The sequence below is a fragment of the Streptomyces sp. NPDC002845 genome (assembly GCF_053591955.1).
Window position 1 is genome coordinate 18,453 of sequence record NZ_JBSFUU010000061.1, and the last position, 16,200, is coordinate 34,652.

At 67.2% G+C, this 16,200-nt stretch carries 14 protein-coding genes; all 14 read left to right on the top strand.

Going from position 1 to position 16,200, the window contains the following annotated elements:
- Window positions 1-186 precede the first annotated feature (186 nt).
- The 14 genes from ACWD3C_RS33875 to ACWD3C_RS33940 all read left to right on the top strand — a co-directional run bounded on the left by ACWD3C_RS33875 (window position 187) and on the right by ACWD3C_RS33940 (window position 16,174).
- Window positions 187-1,650: an FAD-dependent monooxygenase gene (locus ACWD3C_RS33875; RefSeq protein WP_451149998.1), complete on the top strand. Its 1,464-nt coding sequence runs from the start codon at window positions 187-189 to the stop codon at window positions 1,648-1,650.
- A gap of 32 nt (window positions 1,651-1,682) precedes the next feature.
- Window positions 1,683-2,009: a TcmI family type II polyketide cyclase gene (locus tag ACWD3C_RS33880; protein WP_451149999.1), complete on the top strand. Its 327-nt coding sequence runs from the start codon at window positions 1,683-1,685 to the stop codon at window positions 2,007-2,009.
- The gene (locus ACWD3C_RS33885) at window positions 2,006-3,286 is read left to right on the top strand and encodes a beta-ketoacyl-[acyl-carrier-protein] synthase family protein (RefSeq protein WP_451150000.1); all 1,281 of its coding nucleotides are present in this window, start codon (window positions 2,006-2,008) and stop codon (window positions 3,284-3,286) included. The genes ACWD3C_RS33880 and ACWD3C_RS33885 overlap by 4 nt, the downstream gene beginning before the upstream one ends.
- On the top strand, window positions 3,283-4,515 hold the full coding sequence (locus ACWD3C_RS33890; RefSeq protein WP_451150001.1) for a ketosynthase chain-length factor: 1,233 nt from the start codon (window positions 3,283-3,285) through the stop codon (window positions 4,513-4,515). The genes ACWD3C_RS33885 and ACWD3C_RS33890 overlap by 4 nt, the downstream gene beginning before the upstream one ends.
- Window positions 4,516-4,562: 47 nt before the next feature.
- Window positions 4,563-4,832: an acyl carrier protein gene (locus ACWD3C_RS33895; protein ID WP_451150002.1), complete on the top strand. Its 270-nt coding sequence runs from the start codon at window positions 4,563-4,565 to the stop codon at window positions 4,830-4,832.
- 115 nt (window positions 4,833-4,947) lie between these two features.
- Entirely contained in the window at window positions 4,948-5,733 is a 786-nt protein-coding gene (gene fabG / locus ACWD3C_RS33900; RefSeq protein WP_451150003.1) for a 3-oxoacyl-ACP reductase FabG, read from the top strand.
- 22 nt (window positions 5,734-5,755) lie between these two features.
- Entirely contained in the window at window positions 5,756-6,694 is a 939-nt protein-coding gene (locus ACWD3C_RS33905) for an aromatase/cyclase (RefSeq protein ID WP_451150004.1), read from the top strand.
- Window positions 6,695-6,697: 3 nt separating this feature from the next.
- Window positions 6,698-8,659: an SDR family oxidoreductase gene (locus ACWD3C_RS33910; RefSeq protein WP_451150005.1), complete on the top strand. Its 1,962-nt coding sequence runs from the start codon at window positions 6,698-6,700 to the stop codon at window positions 8,657-8,659.
- Between the two features lie 114 nt (window positions 8,660-8,773).
- Window positions 8,774-10,000, top strand: coding sequence for an MFS transporter (locus ACWD3C_RS33915; protein ID WP_451150006.1), 1,227 nt, complete (start codon window positions 8,774-8,776; stop codon window positions 9,998-10,000).
- Between the two features lie 188 nt (window positions 10,001-10,188).
- Entirely contained in the window at window positions 10,189-11,760 is a 1,572-nt protein-coding gene (locus ACWD3C_RS33920; RefSeq protein WP_451150007.1) for an acyl-CoA carboxylase subunit beta, read from the top strand.
- A gap of 67 nt (window positions 11,761-11,827) precedes the next feature.
- Window positions 11,828-12,997 (top strand): acyltransferase family protein, encoded by a 1,170-nt coding sequence (locus tag ACWD3C_RS33925; RefSeq protein WP_451150008.1) that lies wholly within the window; start codon window positions 11,828-11,830, stop codon window positions 12,995-12,997.
- A gap of 240 nt (window positions 12,998-13,237) precedes the next feature.
- Window positions 13,238-13,825 (top strand): NADPH-dependent FMN reductase, encoded by a 588-nt coding sequence (locus ACWD3C_RS33930; RefSeq protein WP_451150009.1) that lies wholly within the window; start codon window positions 13,238-13,240, stop codon window positions 13,823-13,825.
- Window positions 13,826-13,868: 43 nt separating this feature from the next.
- Window positions 13,869-15,350, top strand: coding sequence for an FAD-dependent monooxygenase (locus tag ACWD3C_RS33935; protein WP_451150010.1), 1,482 nt, complete (start codon window positions 13,869-13,871; stop codon window positions 15,348-15,350).
- A 23-nt stretch (window positions 15,351-15,373) separates the two neighbouring features.
- Entirely contained in the window at window positions 15,374-16,174 is an 801-nt protein-coding gene (locus tag ACWD3C_RS33940) for an SAM-dependent methyltransferase (RefSeq protein ID WP_451150011.1), read from the top strand.
- Window positions 16,175-16,200 lie beyond the last annotated feature (26 nt).

The following is a 16,200-nucleotide window of genomic DNA, read 5'->3' on the forward strand; positions in this document are numbered from 1 at the left end:
GCTGTCTCCAGGTGCCGAGACGGTCCGGTGCATCAGAAGATGAGACCATTTGACCTGCAGATTTGAGGCGCAGTGGTCACCTCGCGCTCCGCTCTCCAGTAATTGAAGAAGCTGGTTCCCAGGCGGCCCGAGAATCTGAACTTGAGTGCAGCTTGAAGTATTCCATCGGTTAGTCGGGAGAGGTTTATGGACGCTTCGGTTGTGATTGTTGGTGCCGGGCCGGCAGGGCTTATGCTCGCTGGCGAACTGCGCCTGGCTGGGGTGAGCGTCATTGTCGTCGAACGCCTCCCGGAGCCGACAGGCGAATCACGCGGACTCGGTTTCACCGCCCGTACGATGGAGGTCTTCGACCAACGGGGACTGCTGCCCCGCTTCGGAGAGATAGAGACGAGCAACCTGGGGCACTTCGGTGGGTTGCCAGTGGACTTCGGTGTCCTAGACGGCGCACATCAGGCCGCCAAGTCGGTGCCCCAGTCCGCAACCGAGGCCATCCTCGAGGCCTGGGCCGGCGGACTGGGCGCCGACATCCGGCGAGGCCAGGAGTTCGTCTCGCTCAGCGACCTCGGTGGCGCCGTGGAGATCCTGACCCGGGGAGCGAAAGGGGAGCAGCGGCTGCAGACCGCCTACGTGGTCGGCTGCGACGGCGGCCGCAGCCGCGTGCGCAAGACAGCAGGCTTCGACTTCCCCGGCACGGCCGCAACAATGGAGATGTACCTCGCCGATATCAAGGGGGTTGACCTCCAACCGCGGATGATCGGCGAGACCGTGCCCGGAGGCATGGTCATGGTCGGCCCACTGGGCGGAGGAGTAAGCCGCATCATCGTCTGCGAGCGGGGCACCCCGCCGCAGCGGCGAACAGCTCCACCGCCGTTCACGGAGGTGGCCGATGCTTGGAAGCGACTCACCGACATCGACATCTCGCACGCCGAGCCTGTGTGGGTCAGCGCTTTCGGCGACGCTACCCGTCAGGTGACCGAGTACCGTCGTGGCCGGGTGCTGCTGGCCGGCGACTCGGCCCACATCCATCTCCCGGCCGGCGGCCAGGGCATGAACACCAGCATCCAGGACTCGGTGAACCTCGGCTGGAAACTGGCCGCCGTGGTCAAGGGCAGCGCACCGCCGGACCTGCTGGACACCTACCACACCGAACGACACCCCGTGGGCCAGCGGCTACTCATGAACACACAAGCCCAGGGACTGCTCTTCCTCAGCGGCAACGAGGTCCAGCCGCTGCGCGACGTGATGGCCGAGCTCATCCGCTACCCGGAAGTCAGCCGTCATCTCGCTGCCATGGTGTCCGGCCTGGAGATCCGCTACGACGTCGGCGCGGGCCGCCATCCGCTGCTGGGCTTGCGCATGCCCGCCCTCGATCTGGCAGTGCAAGGACGCCAGACCAGCAGCGCCGAACTGCTGCATCCGGGACGGGGGGTGCTCCTCGACCTCCAAGACAATGCCCAACTCCGCCGCAGGGCGGCCCGTTGGACGGACCGGGTCGATGTCGTGACTGCGGCGCCCCCCGCCGGCGAGGGCATCCTCGCCAACACTTCCGCAGTGCTCGTACGCCCGGATGGCTATGTCGCCTGGGCCGCACCCGGGGCCCACCACGACCTTCCCACGGCCCTGGGCCGCTGGTTCGGCCCCGCCCGATGAGCACCCATCAAGCCCAACCAGGAGAGGGACAGATGCACAGCACGTTGATCGTGGCCCGCATGGAGCTCGGCTCGGCCCAGGACGTGGTCCGTCTCTTCACGGAGTTCGACGCCACAGAGATGCCGCACCGGATGGGAACCAGGCGCCGCCAGCTCTACTCGTACAAAGGCCTCTACTTCCACCTCCAGGACTTCGAGACCGAGGACGGCGGCGAGCGCATCGAACAGGCCAAGACGGACCCGCGGTTCATCGGCATCAGCGAGGACCTGAAGCCGTTCATCGACCCCTACGACCCCGCCACCTGGCGGTCACCGGCCGATGCGATGGCGCAGCGTTTCTATCACTGGAGTGCCCTGTGACGGGGACCACCGGCCGCAGGGTCGTCATCACCGGCATCGGAGTCACCGCTCCCGGCGGCATCGGCAGCAAATACTTCTGGCAACTGCTCACCGACGGACGCACCGCCACCCGCCGCATCTCCTTCTTCGACCCCTCGCCCTTCCGCTCACAGATAGCAGCGGAGGTGGACTTCGATGCCGAGCTGGCCGGGCTGAGCCCGCAAGAAATCCGGCGGATGGACCGGGCCGCGCAGTTCGCCGTCGTCACCGCGCGGGAGGCGGTCACCGACAGCGGCCTGCAGTTCGCTTCACTGGACCCGCACCGCACAGGCGTGACCATCGGAAGCGCCGTCGGCGCCACGACGGGCCTCGACCAGGAATACCGAACCGTCAGCGACGGCGGACAGCTGGAACTGGTCGACCACCGCTACGCCGTGCCGCACCTCTACAACTACTTCGTCCCCAGCTCGTTCGCGGCCGAAGTCGCCTGGGCAGTCGGCGCCGAGGGGCCCAGCACAGTAGTCTCCACGGGCTGCACCTCAGGTCTGGACGCTGTGGGATACGCCGCCGAGCTCATCCGCGAAGGAACTACCGACGTGATGGTCGCCGGCGCAGCCGACGCCCCGATCTCACCGATCACCGTGGCCTGCTTCGACGCGATCAAGGCGACCACACCGCGCAACGATGATCCCGAGTACGCCTCCCGCCCCTTCGACGCCAGCCGCAACGGCTTTGTCATGGGTGAGGGATCGGCCGTCTTCGTCCTGGAGGAACTGGAAGAGGCCAAGCGGCGTGGGGCACACATCTATGCCGAGATCGCCGGCTACGCCACGCGCAGCAACGCCTTCCACATGACCGGCCTGCGCCCCGACGGCCGCGAGATGGCCGAAGCGATCCGGGTCGCTCTGGCCGAGGCGCGCCTCGACGCGGAGGCCATCGACTACATCAACGCACACGGCTCGGGCACCAAGCAGAACGACCGGCACGAGACTGCTGCCTTCAAGCACAGTCTGGGCCACCACGCCTACCGGACACCGGTCAGCTCCATCAAATCGATGGTCGGCCACTCTCTGGGCGCCATCGGATCAATCGAGATCGCCGCATCGGTCCTGGCCATGGAGCACAACGTCGTGCCGCCCACGGCCAACTTGCATACGCCCGACCCGGAATGCGACCTCGACTATGTGCCGGTGACCGCACGCGATTGGCAGACCGACACAGTGTTGTCCGTCGGCAGCGGCTTTGGCGGCTTCCAGAGCGCCATCGTGCTGGCCCGTCCCGAGAGGGCAACCCCATGAGCGCCGCCGCGACCACCAGGACGGTCGTCACCGGGCTCGGGGTCGCAGCGCCCAACGGCCTGGGCGCCCAGGAGTTCTGGGACGCGACCCGGCAGGGACACAGCGGTATCGGCCGCATATCCCGTTTCGACCCCTCCTCCTATCCGGCCCGACTCGCCGGAGAGATCGCAGGCTTCGTGGCCGAGGAGTATCTGCCGGGCAGACTGCTCGCGCAGACCGACCGTATGACCCGCCTCGCCCTGGCGAGTGCGCAGTGGGCCCTCACGGACGCAAACGTCCAGCCGGCCGACTTCGACGAGTACGACATGGGCGTGATCACCGCCAGTTCCTCGGGCGGCTTCGAGTTCGGCCAGAACGAACTGAAGGCCCTGTGGAGCAAGGGCAGCCAGTACGTGAGTGCCTATCAGTCCTTTGCCTGGTTCTATGCGGTCAACAGTGGTCAGATCTCCATCCGCAACGGCATGCGCGGCCCCAGCGGGGTAGTCGTCAGCGACCAGGCCGGCGGGCTGGATGCGGTGGCACAGGCGCGCCGGCAGATCCGCAAAGGCACCGCACTGGTCCTTTCCGGCGCTCTCGACGCCTCCATCTGCCCCTGGGGCTGGGTCGCTCAGATGGCCAGCGACCTCCTCAGTACCGCTGAGGACCCGACCCGTGCCTATCTCCCTTTCGACGCCTCAGCCAGCGGACACGTGCCGGGGGAGGGGGGAGCCCTGCTCGTCCTGGAGGCCGAGGAGAGCGCCCGCCGACGCGGCGCCTCCCGCATCTACGGGGAGATCGCCGGCTACGGCTCCACCTTCGACCCCAAACCGGGCAGCGGACGCAGCCCCGGCCTGCAAAGGGCGATCGAACAGGCGCTTGACGACGCGGAACTGGCCCCCACGGCCGTCGACGCCGTCATCGCCGACGCAGCCGCCACACCCGACCTGGACCGCGTCGAAGCCGAAGCCATCACCAAGGTGTTCGGCCCGCGCGGGGTGCCGGTCACCGCCCCCAAGACGATGACGGGACGGCTGTACTCCGGCGCCGCGCCGCTCGACCTGGCCACGGCGTTCCTCGCCATCCGCGACGGCGTAATCCCACCGACCGTGCACACCTCTCTCTCGGACCAGTACGACATCGACCTGGTCGCCACCCGTCCCCGGCCTGCCTCGGTGCGCGCCGTCTTGGTGATTGCCCGCGGCTACGGAGGCTTCAACTCCGCGATGGTCGTGCGGTCCAGCTCCCGCTGACCCGCAGCGGGAGGCCAGCCCTGACCGACACCGCTGAAAGGACAGCCATGCCTGCTGCTTCATTCACCCTCGAAGATCTCAAGCGCATCCTGCGTGAAGGCGCTGGCGCGGAGGAAGAAACCGACTTCGAAGGCGACATTCTCGATACCGGCTTTGGGAACCTCGGCTACGAATCCCTGGCCCTCCTGGAGACCGTCAGCCGGATCGAGCGCGAGTACAGCATCGCCCTCGAGGACGACATCCTGACCGGCGGCCAGACACCGCGCGCCCTGATCGCCGCAGTCAACGAGCGGCTGACAGCTCCGCAGCGCGCCTGACCACCGCCCGGCGGCCCCGCACCGTGCGGCCCTCTCCCTTTTCGGCCGCCCACTTGCGGCAGAGCTTGCGCCCCGTCGGCCCTTCGGCCTCACGCCCTTCATTCAGGAGACAGACATGACACAGCAAGACCCCAAGGTCGCCCTCGTCACGGGAGCCACCAGCGGCATCGGCCTCGCCGTCGCCCGGCTGCTGGCCCAACAGGGGCACCGGGTCTTCATCTGCGCCCGGACCGCAGACAGCGTGACCCGCACCGTCAAGGAACTCCTGGACGAGGGCCTGGAAGTGGACGGCGCGGCCTGCGACGTGAGTTCCCCGGCAGACATTCAGCGGCTGGTCCAAGCTGCCGTCGACCGCTTCGGCACCGTAGATGTGCTGGTCAACAATGCCGGACGCAGTGGTGGCGGACCCACCGCGGACATCGACGCCGAGCTTTGGTACGACGTCATCGCCACCAACCTGCACAGCGTCTTCCTCACGACCCACGCAGTACTGAACACCGGCGGCATGCGCGACAAGGACCGCGGCCGCATCATCAACATCGCTTCCACCGCAGGCAAACAAGGTGTCGTCCTCGGCGCCCCCTACTCCGCGTCCAAGCACGGAGTCGTCGGCTTCACCAAGGCTCTCGGCAACGAGCTCGCCCCGACCGGCATCACCGTCAACGCCGTGTGCCCCGGCTACGTGGAGACCCCCATGGCCCAGCGGGTGCGCCAGGGCTATGCCGCCGCGTACCAGACGAGCGAGGAGCAGATCCTCGAGAGGTTCCAGGCGAAGATTCCCCTGGGCCGCTACTCCACCCCCGAGGAAGTCGCCGGCCTCGTCGGCTACTTGGCCACCGACACCGCCGCCTCCATCACCGCACAAGCCCTCAACGTCTGCGGTGGCCTCGGCAACTTCTGACCGCACTCGAAGGAGAACGACCATGACCCGCAAGGTCGAACACGAGACGACGGTCAATGCGCCGGCCGAAGACGTCTACCGCCTCATTGCAGAGGTGGCCAACTGGCCCCAGATCTTCCCTCCCTCCGTCTACGTCGACTACGTCGAACGCAGCGATGCGGAGGAGCGGATCCGTATCTGGGCGACCGCCAACGGACAGGCCAAGAACTGGACCTCCCACCGCACCCTCGACCCTCAAGCACTGCGCATCGACTTCCGCCAAGAGGTCTCCAGCCCGCCGGTCGCCGCGATGGGCGGCACCTGGATCGTCGAGCCGCTGAGCCAGGCGGCCTCCCGGGTACGGCTGCTGCATGACTACCGGGCCGTCGAAGACGACCCCGAGAAGCTGGACTGGATCGACACGGCCGTGGACCGCAACAGCCGATCCGAACTGGCGGCCCTGAAGACCAACGCCGAACTGGCCCTCTCCTCACCCCAGATGAGGCTCTCTTTCGAGGACCGTGTCCAGATCAACGGCTCGGCCAAGGACGTCTACGACTTCCTCAACGAAGCCCATCTGTGGAAGGACCGGCTGCCGCATGTCGCCGAGGTCTCGTTGCGTGAAGACACCCCGGGCCTGCAGGTGCTGCGGATGGACACCCAGACCAAGGACGGATCGGTGCACACCACCGAATCGGTACGCGTCTGCTTCCCGCACCACAAGATCGCCTACAAGCAGACGACCCTGCCGGCTCTGCTGAACCTGCACACCGGCTACTGGGAGCTGAACGAGCAGCCCGACGGCACAACCACCGCCACCTCCCAGCACACCGTGGCGCTGAATCCCGAAAACATCACCACGGTGCTCGGCCCCGCCGCAGGGCTGTCCGAAGCCCGCGACTTCATCCGCAACGCCCTGGGCACCAACAGCCGCGCCACCCTCGGCCACGCCAAGGCGTATGCGGAGAGCATGAAGCGATGACGCATGATCAGCACCCCTGACACGGACGTCATCGTCGTGGGCGCAGGGCCGGTGGGGCTGTTTCTGGCGGGGGAACTGCGCACCGGCGGCGCCCGGGTGACGGTGCTTGAGCAACTGGCCGCGCCGACCACGGAGTCCCGGGCGTCCACGCTGCATGCCCGCACGATGGAACTCTTCGCCGCGCGCGGCCTACTCGAACGGCTGGGCCCTCTGCCCAGCGGCGGCATCGGCCACTTCGGCGGCATCCCGCTCGATCTGACGGCAGCAGACCTCGCGCACCCCTACGCCGGACAATGGAAGTGCCCGCAGACACGGCTTGAGGCCGTGCTGCAGCAGTGGTCCGTGCAACTGGGAGCGCACGTCCGGCGCCAGCACACAGTGACCGGCCTGACCGAGCACCGTGGCCACATCGAGGTCGAAGCGGTGGGACCCCAGGGCCAGCTCACCCGGCTGACCGCCTCCTACGTGGTGGGCTGCGACGGAGAGTCGAGCACCGTGCGTCGCCTGGCCCGCCTCGGCTTCGAGGGCACCGACGCCACCAAGGAGATGCTCCGCGCCGACATCGAAGGCATCGACGTGCCCGACCGGCGCTTCGAGAGGCACCCAGGAGGGATGGCCACCGCGCACCGCTGGCCCAACGGCAGCACGCGCGTCATGGTCCACGAATACGGGCACACCGCCCGACAGCGAGAAGAGCCCCCCAGCCTCGACGACGTCAGCCAGGCCTGGCTGCGGGTGACCGGCGAGGACATCGCCGGCGGGCACCCCCTATGGCTCAACTCCTTCGGCAATGTGAGCCGCCAGGCCACCCACTACCGGCGCGGGCGCGTGCTCCTTGCCGGCGATGCAGCACACGCCCAGATGCCCGTCGGGGGCCAGGCCCTCAACCTCGGTCTGCAGGACGCCGCCTCTCTGGGCAGGAAACTCGCCGCACACGTCACCGGCCATGCCCCAGACACCCTCCTGGACGCCTACCACCACGAGCGTCACCCGGTAGGAACACGCGCCCTCACCAACATCGAGGCCCAGACGCAACTGCTCCTCGGCGGCCCGGAGGTGGAGGCCATCCGCACGGTCTTCAGGGAACTCATGGACATCGACGTAGTGCGTCGCCATCTGGCCCAGATGATCAGCGGCCTCGACACCCGCGCAGCAGCCCAGGAGCACAACAGCACTCGTCCCCCAATCCGCAGGAGACCTGATATGAGCAAGCTCACCGGCAAAAACGCGCTCGTCACCGGATCAAGCCGCGGCATCGGCCGGGCCACGGCCATACGGCTGGCCCGTGAGGGCGCCCTGGTCGCCGTGCACTACGGGACGAACAAGGAAGCGGCCGAGGACACCGTCGCCGTCATCGAAGGGGAGGGAGGCTGCGCCTTCGCCATCGGATCAGAACTTGGAACCAACGGGGACGTGCACGAACTGTTCCTCGGCTTGGAGCAGGCGCTGAAGGAGCGAACCGGCGCGACCACGCTCGACATCCTCGTCAACAACGCTGCCGTCATGGGCGGTGTAGCCCCCGAGGAGGTCACCGCCGAGCTGTTCGACCAGCTCGTCGCGGTGAATGCGAAGGCACCGTTCTTCATCGTGCAGCGCGCTCTGAAGACGATCCCGGACGGCGGCCGCATCATCAACATCTCCTCCGGACTCACCCGGGTCGCCAATCCGCAGGAGGTGGCCTACGCCATGACCAAGGGCGCCATCGAGCAGCTCTCCCTGCACTTCGCGAAGTACCTCGGCCCGCGCCGGATCACGGTGAACAGCGTCGCGCCGGGAATCACCAACAACGGCAGCCCCGTCTTCGACATGCCCGAGGCCGTGGAACAGATGGCTCAGCTGTCTGCCTTCAACCGGGTCGGTGAGACGGCCGACGTCGCCGACGTGGTGGCCTTCCTCGCCACCGAGGAGGCCCGCTGGATCACCGGTGCCTTCATCGACGCCAGCGGCGGAAGCCTGCTGGGCTGACACGGCAGACGCCGGAAACAGCCACGGGCCGGACCGCACGTCCTGTTCCGCACGGAGCGCCCGGCCCGTGCCCACCTCCCGCATCGACCGGATCTATGGCGGTGGCACCGAACCATGGCAATGCTCTCCTCGCCCCAGCCCGGATCAGCCCCCGCCCCCTGGGAGCTGCGCCGGTGGGCCCTGCTCTTCGTCCTTGCCGGGAACATGCTCATCGACGCCCTCGAAGTTTCCGTGGTACTCGTGGCCTTGCCCTCCATCGCAGCTGACCTGGGACTCACACTCTGGGGCGTGCAGTGGGTGATGAGCGGCTTCGCACTCGGCTTCGCCGCTTTCCTGCTGCTGGCCCCGCGCGTGACCGCCCGCTGGGGCCGCCGCCGCGTCTACCTGACCGCACTGCTCGTCTTCACCGCGGCCTCCGTCGCCGGCGGGATGACCGACAGCGCCACCGTGCTGATCGCCACCCGAGTTGTGAAAGGAACCTGCGCCGCACTGACCGCACCCACCGGACTCGCCATCATCAGCACCACGTTCAGCCAGGGCCCGCACCAGCGCAGAGCCGTCGCCGTCTACTCCATGTTCGGCGCTGCCGGGTTCACCATCGGACTGCTGCTGTCCGGGGCCCTCACCGGCCTCAGCTGGCGCTGGACCTTTCTGCTGCCCGCCCCTCTGGCTCTGGCCCTGCTCCTGGCCGGGCTGCGGCTCATCCCCAGTGATCCGACCGAGCCCCAGCCAGTGCCGCGATGGAAGACCGCCTTGCTGCGCAACGGCGCGCTGGTCCGCTCAGCCCTGGGAGCAGCCACGCTCAACGGCACCTACCTCGCACTGCTGTTGCTCATTACCTTCCAGGGACAGCGCCAGCTGGACTGGACGCCGGCCCAGACTGCCCTGGCCCTCCTCCCGGCGTGCCTGCCGCTGGCTGTCTCCGTCATGTTCGCCGCACGCATGGTCGAGCGCTTTGGCACGCCCCGCCTGATCGCGGCCGGTGCGCTCACGCCAGTACTCGGCCACGCGCTCTACCTGCTCCAGCCCGACCCCGGCTCCTACCTCGCTGTGCTGCCCACCCTCCTGCTGATGGGCATCGGCTTCATGTGCGCCTTCGCCGCACTGAACATGCAAGCCACCTCCGAGATCGCCGTGGCAGATCGCGCGCTGGCGGTGCCGCTCTACCAAACCGCCGTACAGCTCGGGGCTGTCCTGATGCTGCCGTTGGTCGCCGCACTGGCCGCTCACGGCCACAGCAACCGGCCAGCCGCGTTACTCATCACCGCCATCGGCGCCGTAGGGCTGATCACCGCACTCACGGGCCTGCACACCACCAGGCATCGGAGACGTGCGACATGACTCCTTTGCGTTCCCTGGCCACCGCCCTGCTGGCGGCTGATTCCGGGCCCGGACGCCCAACTGCTCTTGCTCCACCGGCCCAGAGGAAACCCGGCCAAAACCCTGAACGCTACCGGCACGGCCGTTGACCAGCGGCTGGGAGCACCACCGGGTCCGGTGGACAGGCCTCACCAGCGAAGGGGAACACGATGACGACCACGGGCACAGACCCCAGCGCTTCCGACCGACTCAACGAACTCGCCGACTGCAAGAGCGCCGCCCACCAGGGACCTGACCCGGCCGCCACCGAACGCCAGCACGCAAAGGGCAAACTCACCGCCCGCGAGCGTATTGATCTCCTGCTCGACGAGGGCTCGTTCACCGAAGTCGAGCCCTTGCGCCGGCACCAGGCCAGAGGATTCGGCCTGGAGAACAAGCGGCCGTACACAGACGGCGTCATCACCGGCTGGGGCACGGTGTACGGTCGCACCGTCTTCACCTATGCCCATGACTTCCGCATCTTCGGAGGCGCCCTGGGCGAAGCCCATGCCGCGAAGATCCACAAAATCATGGATATGGCGTTGGCCGCTGGCGCGCCCCTGGTGTCCCTCAACGACGGTGCCGGAGCACGGATCCAGGAAGGTGTTGCGGCCCTGGCCGGCTACGGCGGCATCTTCCAGCGCAACACCAAAGCCTCCGGCGTGATCCCCCAGATCAGCGTAATGCTCGGGCCCTGCGCCGGCGGAGCCGCCTACTCACCTGCCCTCACCGACTTTGTGTTCATGGTCCGGACGACCTCGCAAATGTTCATCACCGGACCGGACGTCGTGGCGGCGGTAACCGGCGAACAGATCACCCAGGACAAACTGGGCGGCGCCGATGTCCACGCCGAGGCCTCGGGCGCAGCACACTTTGTATACGACGACGAGCAGACATGCCTCGACGAAGTGCGCTACCTGCTCTCGCTGCTGCCACAGAACAACCGCGAACTGCCATCCGCCTTCCCCAGCGAGGACCCCGCTGATCGCCCCGTCGACTCCCTGGTGGATCTCGTCCCCGCCGACGGACACCAGGCATACGACATCCGCGCCGTGATCGAGGAAATCGTCGACGACGGCGAGTACTTGGAAATCCAAAGCGCCTGGGCCACCAACATGATCTGTGCGCTAGCCCGGATGGACGGCCAGGTCATGGGGATCGTCGCCAACCAACCCGCCTCCACCGCCGGAGTGCTGGACATCAACGCCAGCGAGAAGGGCGCTCGCTTCGTCCAGCTCTGCGATGCCTTCAACATCCCTCTGGTCACCCTGGTCGACGTCCCGGGCTTTCTGCCGGGCGTCGACCAGGAGCACGGCGGGATCATCCGCCGCGGAGCCAAGCTGCTCTACGCCTACTGCAACGCCACAGTGCCGAGAATCTCCGTCATCCTGCGCAAGGCGTACGGCGGTGCCTACATCGTCATGGACTCCCGCTCCATCGGCGCGGACCTCGCCCTGGCCTGGCCGGCCAACGAGATCGCGGTGATGGGCGCCGAGGGTGCGGCGAACGTCATCTTCAGACGTGAGATCAGTGCAGCCGAGGACCCCGCGGCCGTGCGGCAACAGAAAATCAAGGAGTACGCGGCCGAGTTGATGCACCCCTACTACGCCGCCGAACGTGGCTTGATCGATGACGTCATCGATCCGCGCGAGACACGGGCGGTGCTGATCCGCGCCCTTGCGATGCTGCGCACCAAGCACGCGGATCTGCCGGCGCGAAAGCACGGCAACCCGCCGCAGTAGCCAGCCGCCCGCGGGCCCGCACCACGCACGCATTCCAACAGCGCACACGACGACGGGAAACGACAGCGTGGAAACATCCTTCAGCACGCCGAGACTGCCGACACTCACCGGCCTGCGCTTCTTCGCGGCCTTCTCCGTCTTCCTCTCACACGTCTACTACACGTTCTGGTTCGCGGGCGACTCACAGGCGGTCGTCACCCGGGCCGCTGTGGTTGCCGGATCGGCCGGTGTGGCGTTCTTCTTCCTGCTCAGCGGCTTCGTTCTCACCTGGTCGGCGGGTCCTGCATCGACCGCGCGCAGCTTCTGGCGGCGCAGGATGGTGAAGATCTACCCCAACCACCTGGTGACGTGGGCGCTGGCACTCCTGCTGATCCTGTGGACCGGCGGAACCGTGACCACCGGCCAGGCCGTCCCCAGCGTTTTACTCATCCACTCCTGGCTCCCCAGCTTTGACGTCCACACCAGCGTCAACGGAGTGTCCTGGTCGCTCTCCTGCGAGCTGGTCTTCTATCTCTGCTTCCCCCTCCTCTTACCGGCGATCCGCAAAATCCCGGTGAGCCGCCTGGCGCGCTGGGCTTCGTTGAACACAGCCGCGATCGCCGCCGTTCCCCTCATAGCAGTCCTACTGATCACCGGTACTCCGAAATTTGCAGATCTGGGGGTCGGTCTTCACCAGCACTGGTTTGTCTACGTTTTCCCGGGCACCCGGCTGCTCGAGTTCACCCTGGGAATGCTCCTCGCCCGGATGGTGCGCGAGAACCTCCTGCAAGGAATCAAGCCCAGACACGCTCTCCTGGCGGGGTGCGCCGCGGCGCCGCTGGCCGTGTACGGACCGTTCCTGTTCAGCGTGGCCGCTGCGCTGGTCGTGCCGTTCGCACTGACCATCGTGGCCTTCGCGAACCGTGACGTGCGGGCCAGGAAATCTCTCCTCAGCAGCCGCTTCCTGGTATGGCTCGGAGAGATCTCGTTCGCCTTCTACCTTGTCCACGCACTCGTGATGTCGGCCACGGAACACCTGGTCGGGCTGGAGTCCATGACGGCGAACCCCGTCGCCAAGGTCCTGTGGGCCACTGCCCTGCTCGCTGCCTCTGTCGTCTGCTCGTGGGGCCTGTACACGCTCGTCGAGCGACCCCTGATGGGCCGCTTCGGAGGAAGACAATGGGCATGGAAACAGGCTCAAGACCCGGAAGCAGGCGGCCGCAGCATGCCCGGCACGGGCGTGGACGCCCGCACTTAACACTCTCTTTGCAGTGGCTTGTCGAGCTCTTCTAGAAGCAGCCTTGACCCGCAAGGCTGCTTCCGAAGAAGCTTGTCCTTAGATTCCGGAGCGCTGTCCCAGGCGGGAGAACTCACCCCTGTTCCAGGGGATTCCGCACCCCCGGTCACAGATTTTCTGACGCACCGGAAACCTTCGCATCCCGGCCCTTGTCGTTTCTCCCTGAAGAGGCCCGGTTTCCCGTAACCATGAAAGGAAATCATGTCGGTTGAGCCAATCCGCCTCGCTGTAATAGTCGGCAGCGTCCGCGACGGCCGATTCGGTCCGACGGTGACGAGCTGGTTCGTCGGCGAGGCCGGGCAGCGAGAAGACCTGGAACTCGACGTGATCGATCTCGCGGATATTCCGCTGGGGCTTTCCGGGCCTACACGTTCCCCGTCCAAGGACACCGCTGCTGGCCTGGAGCAGATCAGCCCGCGCATCGAGTCCGCCGACGCGTACGTCATCGTGACACCCGAGTACAACCACAGCTTTCCTGCAGCGCTGAAGAACGCCATCGACTGGCACCTCACCCAATGGCGTGCGAAACCAGTCGCCTTCGTCTCCTACGGCGGCATCGCCGGCGGCCTGCGGGCAGTGGAACAGTTGCGCCAGGTCTTCGCCGAACTCCACGCCGTCACCATGCGAGACACGGTCAGCTTCCACGGCGGGTTCTCCGTCTTCGGCGAGGACGGCCAGCCCAATGATCCGGACGGATGCAACACGGCTGCCAAGACGATGCTTGACCAGCTCACGTGGTGGGCCGAGGCGCTTCGGCAGGCACGGCGCCAGCATCCCTACGACGCCTGATCAAGCACCTGCCGATTCTTCCTGATCTGGGACTGGGAGCCTCATGGACACCTCGGTGATTGTGGTAGGCGCTGGACCGGCCGGGCTGATGCTCGCCGGTGAACTGCGGCTGGCGGGCGTCGACGTCATCGTCCTGGAGAAACACCCGAAGCCCACGGGGGAGTCCCGCGGACTGGGCTTCTCGGCAAGAACGATGGAGGTCTTCGACCAGCGCGGGCTGCTGTCCGGCTTCGGCGACATCCAGACCCATACCCTCGGGCACTTCGGCGGTGTTCCGGTGGACTTTTCACTGCTGGACGGGGCGCACTACGGTGTCAAGGGCGTTGCCCAATCGCGCACGGAGGCTGTGCTGGAAGCCTGGGCGCACGGCCTGGGCGCAGACATCCGCAGGGGACACGAAGTCCTGTCGGTGGCCGACGACGGTGCAGGCGTCGCCGTCACCGTTCGTGCCGACGGGACAGAGCACCACCTGCGCAGCGCCTACCTGGTGGGCTGCGACGGCGGCCGCAGCATGGTGCGCAAGTCCGCCGGCTTCGACTTCCCCGGCACCGCACCGACCCGGGAGATGTTCCTGGCCGATATCCGCGGCTGCGACATCACCCCGCGCCTGATCGGTGAGACCGTGCCCGGCGGCATGGTGATGTCCGCGCCGCTGGAAGACGGCATCGACCGCATCATCGTCTGTGAACAGGGCCGCCCGCCCCGGCGTCGCGCCGAGCCGCCGGCCTTCGCCGAAGTCGCCGCCGCATGGCAGCAACTGACCGGACAGGACATCTCCCACGGCACGCCGGTCTGGGTGAGCGCCTTCGGCGACCCGGCCCGTCAGGTGACCGAGTACCGTCGTGGCCGGGTGCTGCTGGCCGGAGACTCGGCCCACATCCATCTCCCGGCCGGCGGCCAGGGCATGAACACCAGCATCCAGGACTCGGTGAACCTCGGCTGGAAACTGGCCGCCGTGGTCAAGGGCAGCGCACCGCCGGACCTGCTGGACACCTACCACACCGAACGACACCCCGTGGGCCAGCGGCTGTTGACGAACGTCCAGGCCCAGGGACTGCTCTTCCTCAGCGGCGACGAGATGCAGCCGCTGCGCGAACTCATGTCCGAACTGGTCCGTCACGACGTCGTCTCCCGCCATCTGGCCGGCATGGTGTCCGGCCTGGAAATCCGCTACGACATCGACCCCGGCAGCCACTCGCTGCTCGGCCGTCGCATGCCACCTACCGAGCTGGTCTGCGGGACGAACAAGACCAGCACGGCCGAACTGCTGCATCCGGCCCGCGGCGTCCTGCTCGTCCTCGCTCCCGATGCAGGACTACGCAGCACCGCGAACAACTGGTCGGACCGGGTGGACATCGTGCCGGCCACCGTGCACGAGCCCTCCAGCAGCAGTCCGCTGGCCCACACCACCGCCGTGCTCATCCGCCCTGACGGTCATGTGGCGTGGACATCTCCCGGCAGCGAAACCCCTGTGACCACTGCGCTGGAGCGGTGGTTCGGCCCCGCGTCCGCCCGGCGCACCTGAGTGAAGTACACGAGGAGACCACGGTGACCACATCAGCGGACTGGATCCCGGCGGGAATCGACCAAGCCACGCCTAGCGCCGCGCGCGCCTACGACTACCTTCTGGGCGGCCCGCATAACTTCGAGGCCGACCGCCAGCTGGCAAAGCAGGTCCTGACCGTACTGCCGGCCAACGTCATGTCCCGGCAGAACCGGGACTACCTGCACCGGCTGGTGAACTTCCTGACCGGCGAAGGCATCACCCAGTTCCTCGACCTCGGCTCCGGCATCCCGGCTTTGGGCAATGTGCACGAAGTGGCCCAGCAGGCCGACCCCGCCTGCCGGGTGGTATACGTCGACATCGAATCCGCAGCTGTGGCACACGGGAAGCAACTGCTGCAGGGAAACGAGAACACCGCCATCATCGAGGCCGACGTCCGCCAGCCTGAAGCGGTCCTGAACCACCAGGAAACCCGCCGACTGATCGACTTCTCCCAGCCCCTCGCACTCCTGATGCTCGGCGTGACCCAGTTCCTCAACGACCAGGACGATCCCTGGGCACTGGCCACGCGCTACCGGGAGGCGCTGGCGTCCGGCAGCTACCTGGCGCTGTCGTCTTTCACCTGGGACAACGACCCCGAGACCATGCAGAAGACCATTGCCATGTTCAAAGACAGCGGACGCACGCCGATCGTCCCGCGCACCCGCGAGGAAGTTCTGCGGCTCTTCGGCAACTTCGACCTCATCGAGCCAGGCCTGGTCTACGTGCCCAGCTGGCGGCCGGACGGCTCGCAGCAGCAGGCCAAGCGCTCCAACCTCTACGCCGGTGTGGCGCGCAAGCCCTGACAGCCCGCGAACGCCGCGTCCGTGCG

What these genes read in the sequence shown, in the direction of transcription:
- ACWD3C_RS33875 (WP_451149998.1), top strand. Translation starts at nt 187, where the DNA reads ATGGACGCTTCGGTTGTGATTGTTGGTGCCGGGCCGGCAGGGCTTATG.
- ACWD3C_RS33880 (WP_451149999.1), top strand. Translation starts at nt 1,683, where the DNA reads ATGCACAGCACGTTGATCGTGGCCCGCATGGAGCTCGGCTCGGCCCAG.
- ACWD3C_RS33890 (WP_451150001.1), top strand. Translation starts at nt 3,283, where the DNA reads ATGAGCGCCGCCGCGACCACCAGGACGGTCGTCACCGGGCTCGGGGTC.
- ACWD3C_RS33895 (WP_451150002.1), top strand. Translation starts at nt 4,563, where the DNA reads ATGCCTGCTGCTTCATTCACCCTCGAAGATCTCAAGCGCATCCTGCGT.
- fabG (WP_451150003.1), top strand. Translation starts at nt 4,948, where the DNA reads ATGACACAGCAAGACCCCAAGGTCGCCCTCGTCACGGGAGCCACCAGC.
- ACWD3C_RS33905 (WP_451150004.1), top strand. Translation starts at nt 5,756, where the DNA reads ATGACCCGCAAGGTCGAACACGAGACGACGGTCAATGCGCCGGCCGAA.
- ACWD3C_RS33910 (WP_451150005.1), top strand. Translation starts at nt 6,698, where the DNA reads ATGATCAGCACCCCTGACACGGACGTCATCGTCGTGGGCGCAGGGCCG.
- ACWD3C_RS33915 (WP_451150006.1), top strand. Translation starts at nt 8,774, where the DNA reads ATGGCAATGCTCTCCTCGCCCCAGCCCGGATCAGCCCCCGCCCCCTGG.
- ACWD3C_RS33920 (WP_451150007.1), top strand. Translation starts at nt 10,189, where the DNA reads ATGACGACCACGGGCACAGACCCCAGCGCTTCCGACCGACTCAACGAA.
- ACWD3C_RS33930 (WP_451150009.1), top strand. Translation starts at nt 13,238, where the DNA reads ATGTCGGTTGAGCCAATCCGCCTCGCTGTAATAGTCGGCAGCGTCCGC.
- ACWD3C_RS33935 (WP_451150010.1), top strand. Translation starts at nt 13,869, where the DNA reads ATGGACACCTCGGTGATTGTGGTAGGCGCTGGACCGGCCGGGCTGATG.